This is a genomic window from Streptomyces scabichelini, assembly GCF_011045015.1.
In the GTDB taxonomy this organism is placed as follows: domain Bacteria; phylum Actinomycetota; class Actinomycetes; order Streptomycetales; family Streptomycetaceae; genus Streptomyces; species Streptomyces scabichelini.
The window spans coordinates 1-5,838 of record NZ_JAAKZY010000359.1 but is presented as its reverse complement, the minus strand read 5'-3'; the positions used below and the strand labels follow the sequence as shown (position 1 = coordinate 5,838).

General features: G+C 70.2%; 4 protein-coding genes. 2 read left to right on the top strand and 2 right to left on the bottom strand.

What is annotated here, in order from left to right; genetic code table 11:
- Positions 1 to 303: 303 nt before the first annotated feature.
- Both G5C60_RS49020 and G5C60_RS49015 read right to left on the bottom strand, forming a co-directional pair.
- Positions 304 to 699: a hypothetical protein gene (locus G5C60_RS49020; RefSeq protein WP_165270525.1), complete on the bottom strand. Its 396-nt coding sequence runs from the start codon at positions 697 to 699 to the stop codon at positions 304 to 306.
- Between the two features lie 54 nt (positions 700 to 753).
- Positions 754 to 2,220, bottom strand: a complete 1,467-nt coding sequence (locus G5C60_RS49015) for a GuaB1 family IMP dehydrogenase-related protein (RefSeq protein WP_165270523.1) — start codon at positions 2,218 to 2,220, stop codon at positions 754 to 756.
- Between the two features lie 275 nt (positions 2,221 to 2,495).
- Here G5C60_RS49015 and G5C60_RS49010 point away from each other — a divergent pair, with 275 nt between their 5' ends.
- Positions 2,496 to 2,921, top strand: coding sequence for a hypothetical protein (locus G5C60_RS49010; RefSeq protein WP_165270521.1), 426 nt, complete (start codon positions 2,496 to 2,498; stop codon positions 2,919 to 2,921).
- Positions 2,918 to 5,662: a tetratricopeptide repeat protein gene (locus G5C60_RS49005; RefSeq protein WP_165270519.1), complete on the top strand. Its 2,745-nt coding sequence runs from the start codon at positions 2,918 to 2,920 to the stop codon at positions 5,660 to 5,662. The genes G5C60_RS49010 and G5C60_RS49005 overlap by 4 nt, the downstream gene beginning before the upstream one ends.
- The last annotated feature ends 176 nt before the right edge of the window (positions 5,663 to 5,838 follow it).

Below are 5,838 nucleotides of genomic sequence, written 5' to 3'. Positions count from 1 at the left end.
AGAGACAGGAGGGGTGGGGTGACTGCGGGTCTGGGGGGGTGCGCCGTGATCGAGCACGCGTTGGCTCCTTCATCGCTGCCGGTCAGGGCGGCGCGGCCCCCACGGCGGCCCGAAGGAAGGGACCCGCCGAGCAGGGGGTCCCCGCCGCACTCGTACAGCGCATGACCCTACGAGCTGGGCGTTCACGGGCGTAATGCAGCAACCTTGCGCGCCTCCGCGAGATCGTTGCGTTGCCCGGTCCGGCGGCGGGTGTTCGTTGCGCGAATCGTTTCAACCGTTGCGCGGCGGCGTCGCGCGCCCGGCTCAGCGCTCGTCCGGCTCCCCCGCGATGGCCCGCGCCTCGGCGACGTCCGCCGCGTCGAAACCCATCTGTCCTGGCCGTCCGTGCACCGCCGCCTGCTCGTCGATCCACCGGTTGTGGGCCTCCCAGGCGGCCTGCTTGCTGGTGCCCAGGGCGGCCCCGATCTGCGACCAGGAGGCACCCGCCTCGCGTGCCGCGCGGACGGTGAGCTGGCGGCCGTACGCCGCCTTGCGCGCCACGACCTCGCTCAGCGCGAGGAGTTCGAGCAGCCCGCCACGGTCGAGCGCCTCCTCGTCGCTCCCGGCGCCGGCCAGGGACTCCCGGGTGCGCAGCTCGTCGAGACGGGCCACGGCGGTCCGCAGCGTGTGCTGCGGCTCGATGCTCTGCGGTGTCGTCATGCCCTCAGCGTCGCGTCAAGCAGACTTGACGTCAAGAGGGCCTGACGACGGCAGTCAGCTCCAGCTTGCGTGCAGCGGCATGCCCTCTGCGTAGCCGGCGGCGCTCTGGATGCCGACGACGGCCTTTTCGGCGAACTCCTCCAGGGAGCCGGCGCCGGCGTAGGTGCAGGAGGAGCGGACGCCCGCGATGATCGCGTCGATCAGGTCCTCGACGCCCGGGCGGACCGGGTCGAGGAACATACGGGAGGTGGAGATGCCCTCCTCGAACAGGCCCTTGCGGGCCCGGTCGTACGCCGATTCCTCGCTGGTGCGGTTCTTGACGGCGCGGGCCGACGCCATGCCGTACGACTCCTTGTACGGGCGCCCGTCGGCGTCATGGTGAAGGTCGCCCGGCGACTCGTACGTACCGGCGAACCAGGAGCCGATCATGACGTTCGACGCGCCCGCGGCCAGTGCCATGGCCACATCGCGCGGGTGCCGCACACCGCCGTCGGCCCACACGTGTTTGCCGTACTTCTTCGCCTCGGCGGCGCACTCCCGGACGGCGGAGAACTGCGGCCTGCCGACCCCGGTCATCATGCGCGTCGTGCACATGGCGCCCGGTCCGACCCCGACCTTGACGATGTCCGCGCCGGCCTCGATCAGGTCGCGTACGCCCTCGGCGGCGACGACGTTGCCGGCGGCGATCGGCACACCGGGGTCGAGCGCCCGCACGGTCCTGATCGCGCCGATCATCGACTCCTGGTGGCCGTGCGCCGTGTCGATGACGAGCGTGTCCACGCCCACGTCGAGCAGCTGCTTGGCCTTGCCCGCCACGTCGCCGTTGATGCCGAGGGCGGCGGCGATCCGCAGCCTGCCGTTCGCGTCGGTGGCCGGTGTGTACAGGGTGGCACGCAAGGCGCCCTTGCGGGTGAGGATTCCGGCGAGGCGGCCGTCCTTGTCGACGGCGGGCGCGTACCGGCGGTTGGCGCCGTCGAGCGTGTTGAAGGCCTCGCGCGGCTCGATGTCCGCGTCGAGCAGCAGCAGGTCGCGGGACATGACCTCGGCCAGTTGCGTGAACCGGTCGACCCCGTTCAGGTCGGCGTCGGTGACCACACCGACGGGCCTGCCGTCCTCGTCCACCACGACGCCCGCGTTGTGCGCCCGCTTCGGCAGCAGCGCCAGCGCGTCGGCGACGGTCTGGTGAGGTGCGAGGACGATCGGGGTGTCGAGCACCAGATGGCGGCCCTTGACCCAGGAGATGACCTCGGTGACGACCTCGATCGGGATGTCCTGCGGAATGACCACGAGGCCGCCTCGGCGGGCCACGGTCTCTGCCATCCGGCGGCCCGCGATCGCCGTCATGTTGGCGACCACCAGCGGAATCGTGGTGCCGGTCCCGTCCGGCGACGCCAGGTCGACGTCCTGCCGCGAGCCCACGGCGGAACGATTCGGCACCATGAAGACGTCGTCGTACGTCAGGTCGTAGGGAGCCGGAGATGTATCTACGTAGCGACCTGTGCTGGCCTCAAGAAAACGCATAGACCTACATTTTCACGCGAAATGACGCAGGTCACCCCTACGAAGACACAGCAAAACGCCCCCGCGATCATGTAATCCTCCAAGGAGGTACGAGGGGCTCCGGTGCCGGGCAGGAACCTGCCTTGCAACAAAACGTTACCCGAGCGCTTGTACCGCCTGCGAGGGAGGAACATCGGACACCGGGTCGGCGCGGGCAAACGCCGTTTCCCCGCGCTGAGTTTGCGGTACAAGTAGAGCCGCAGGTCATGGGGTTGCCGCAGGCCGAGGGGTTGAGGATGAGTGCGGAGATCGTTCAGTTCATGGGGCAGGCGGGCCCGTACCTGACAGCAGCCCTTGGCGCCTATGGCGCGGGAGTGCTGACCCGGACCGAGAACGCCGCGGTCGAGGCGACGGCGAACGTCGGGCGGCGCATGCTCCAGGCGGTGTGGCGTCGTCGGGACGAGCAGGGGCGGGCCGAACTGGAGGCGGCCGTTCAGGACGCGGCCGACGAATCCGAATCCGAAGACGATGACGCGGCTGCGGCGCTGAGACAGCAGATCAAGCGTGCGGTGCGCGAGGATGCCGAATTGCTGCGGGAGCTGGCCGAGTTGCTGCCCGCCGCCGGTGGACCGGTGACGGTGACGGCGTCGGGTGAGCGGTCCATCGCGGCCCAGAGGATCGGTACTGCGATCACCGGTGACAACACCACGGTCAACCCGTGAGCAGTGATCACCCGACCGCACCGAGCGGGCCACAGGCTTCGGGCCCCCGATCGGTCGCGGCCGGCAGCATCGAGGTGGCGATCACTGGTGACAGCGCCCGCGTCGTGATGCTGCCGCCGGAGGCGGTGCGCTGGGCGCGGGAGGTGAGCGCCCCGCCCGGAGCGGCGAATCTGCCCGGATCGGCGTCCGGGGTATTCGTGGGCCGGGACCAGGAACTGGAGCGGCTACGAGGGCTGCTGGCCCGGGAGGGCGAGGCCGCAGTGACCCAGGCCTCGCCCCGGACGCAGGCGATCCACGGGCTTGGCGGGATCGGGAAGAGCTCCCTCGCGCTGCACTATGCCCACGAGTACCGGCGCGAGTACACGCTGGTGTGGTGGATCACTGCCGAGTCCACCGAACAGATCACCACGAGTCTGGCCGCCCTTGCGGTGCGGCTGTGCCCGCACTGGGCGGCAGCGGTGGGTGTGGAGGAGCGGGCGGCGTGGGCGATCGTCTGGCTGCAGTGGCATCCGGGCTGGCTGCTCGTCTTCGACAACGTGGAGGACCCGAAGGACCTGCGTCACTACCTCGGGGCCCTGCCCGATGGCCATCACCTGGCCACCAGCCGCAAAGCAACCGGCTGGCACACCATCGCCCCGACCATGACGTTGGGTCTGCTGGCCCCGGACGCCGCCACAGACCTGCTGTGCACCCTCGCCCTCGGACGGGGACAGTCACCCACCCCGGAACAGCTGCGCCAGGCCGAAGAGCTGGCCGCGGAGCTCGGGTATCTGCCCTTGGCCCTCGAGCAGGTGGGGGCCTATCTGCACCAGACCGGCACCGATCTGGGCGTATACCGGCAGCTGTTGGGCCGGGTCGTCGACCGGGCAGCGGACGGCACCGATCCGGAGCGCACGATCGCCCGCATCTGGAACCACACCCTGAGCGCGATCGGGGACCGTGACCCACTGGCCGTCCGGCTGCTGCACACGATGGCCTGGCTGGCGCCCGATGACATCCCCCGGACTCTGCTCGCCCCGTGGGCCCCCGATCCGATCGCCCTGGGCGACGCGCTGGGCGTACTGCACGCCTACAACATGATCGCCTTCACCGCCGACCGCCAGGGCATCACCGTGCACCGTCTGGTGCAGACCGTGTTGCGTACCCGGACTGCCGCTGATTCCGACACCGCCGCCCCAGGCCGGCAGGAGGCCGAACAGGCTCTGCGGCAGGCCGTCTTCGACGAGGACGATGCCGCAACGGAGCAGGCCACGCTGTGGGAACGCCTCCTCCCCCACATCTTCGCCCTGGCCGAATCCACACCGCTGAACAGCCCGGCCTCGATCCAGGCAACCGTCGTTTACCGCGCTGCCGCCCAGTACCTGTACCGGCAGGGCCGCGAGGCCGACTCCATCCCTCTGCGTTCAGCCGTCCTTGCCCGGGACGAACGGTTGCTCGGTGACACCCACCCCGACACCTTGATCAGCCGTAACAACCTGGCCCTCGCCCACAAAGCGGCCGGGGACCTGGACCGGGCCATCCCCCTCTTCGAATCCACCCTCACCCAACGCGAACGGACACTGGGCGACACCCACCCTCAGACCCTGACCAGCCGTAACAACCTGGCCCTCGCCTACGAAGCGGCCGGGGACCTGAAGCGGGCCATCCCCCTGCTGGAGTCCAACCTCACCCAACGCGAGCAGGTAGACGGTGACTCACACCCTCAGACCCTGACCAGCCGTAACAACCTGGCCCTCGCCTACGAAGCGGCCGGGGACGTGCAGCGGGCCATTCCACTGCTGGAGTCCAACCTCACCCGGTCCGCGCGGGTGCTCGGTGACACCCACCCCGACACCTTGATCAGCCGTAACAGCCTGGCCCTCGCCTACGAGAAGGCCGGGGACCTGAAGCGGGCCATCCCCCTGTACGAGTCCACCCTCGCCCAACGCGAGCGGGTACACGGTGACACCCACCCCTCCACCCTGATCAGCCGTAACAACCTGGCCCTCGCCTACCAGGAGGCCGGGGACCTGAAGCGGGCCATCACCCTCTTCGAATCCACCCTCACCCAACGCGAACGGATACTGGGCGACACCCACCCTCAGACCCTGACCAGCCGTAGCAACCTGGCCCTCGCATACAAGGACGCCGGGAACCTGGACGGGGCCCTCCCCCTCTTCGAGGCCACCCTCACCCAGCGCGAGCGGGTACTGGGCCACACCCACCCCCAGACCCTGATCAGCCGTGTCTGTTTGGCCGGCGCCTACAAGGGGGCGGGGGACCTGAAGCGGGCCATCCCCCTGTACGAGTCCACCCTCGCCCAGTCCGAGCGGGTACACGGTGACACTCACCCCTTCACCATGACCACCCGCAACAACCTGGCCGGCGCCTACAGGGCGGCGGGGGACCTGAAGCGGGCCATAGCCCTGTTCGAGGTCACCCTCGCCCAGCGCCAACAGGTACTTGGTGAGACCCACCCCTCCACCATGAGAAGCCGCGGCAATCTCGCCGTCGTCTACGAGGCGGCGGGGGACCTGGAGCGCGCCATCCCCCTGTACGAGTCCACCCTCGCCCAGCGCGAGCGAGTACTGGGCGACACCCACCCCGACACCGTGAGAGCCCGTACCCACCTGGCCGGTGCTCGCCGGGCCGCCCAAGCTGTACAGCAGCCGAGCACGGCAACCCCAGCGCCCCCAGGAACCGGTGCCGACGGCGCACCTGCCCAGCAATGCTCCCCGGAGACGCCAGAGCGACCCCTGTGACGATCCGCGCGCCCGGTGGTGCAGGAGACCCGCACCTTCTCGCCGCTGACGTCCGGCCGGACGCGCGCCGCCATCGCCCCCGGGCCTGGCGTGGTACCGACCGCCCCACCCTCCCGGGTGGCACCCTGGCGCCGCGCCCGCTCCACCCCGGCGGCAACCCTGGGCCCCTCGCCCCC

Bases quoted from the DNA above. Each gene is read 5' to 3' on its own strand.
- G5C60_RS49015 (WP_165270523.1), bottom strand. From the start codon at position 2,220: ATGCGTTTTCTTGAGGCCAGCACAGGTCGCTACGTAGATACATCTCCG.
- G5C60_RS49020 (WP_165270525.1), bottom strand. From the start codon at position 699: ATGACGACACCGCAGAGCATCGAGCCGCAGCACACGCTGCGGACCGCC.
- G5C60_RS49010 (WP_165270521.1), top strand. From the start codon at position 2,496: ATGAGTGCGGAGATCGTTCAGTTCATGGGGCAGGCGGGCCCGTACCTG.